1 pseudogene is annotated in these 580 nt (G+C 67.8%); it reads left to right on the forward strand.

Features of this window, described 5'->3' with window-relative positions:
- Positions 1–580, forward strand: a pseudogene (locus U9977_RS12445) (helicase-related protein); the annotation flags it as partial.

The following is a 580-nucleotide window of genomic DNA, read 5'->3' on the forward strand; positions in this document are numbered from 1 at the left end:
AAAGTGCTCGCCACCAACGTCGCGGAGACCTCGCTGACGGTCCCGGGCATCAGGTACGTGATCGATCCGGGAACGGCGCGTATTTCCCGGTACAGCAACCGGACAAAGGTGCAGCGCCTGCCGATCGAAGCCGTCTCACAGGCGTCGGCGAACCAGCGTAAGGGGCGTTGCGGCCGGGTGGCCGACGGTATCTGCATCCGGCTGTATTCGGCGGAGGACTTCACCGCCCGCCCGGCGTTCACCGATCCGGAAATCCTGCGCACGAACCTCGCCTCCGTCATCCTGGCGATGACCGCACTGGGCCTGGGCGACATCGCGGCTTTTCCCTTTATCGACGCTCCGGACGCACGCAGTGTGGCCGACGGCGTGCTGCTGCTCGTCGAGCTCGGCGCCGTCGAGATGGAAGGCACGGGAAAATCCAACAAAGCAGGTGGGGCCGCGACCGCCGCCGGGCGCCGCCGGCTGACCCCGTTGGGACGCAAACTCGCCCAGCTGCCCCTGGACCCACGACTGGCCCGCATGGTGCTGGCGGCCGAGGACAACGGTTGTGTGCGGGAAGTCATGGTCATCGCCGCCGCGC

The organism is Protofrankia sp. Cas8, assembly GCF_963555845.1.
Taxonomy (GTDB): domain Bacteria; phylum Actinomycetota; class Actinomycetes; order Frankiales; family Frankiaceae; genus Protofrankia.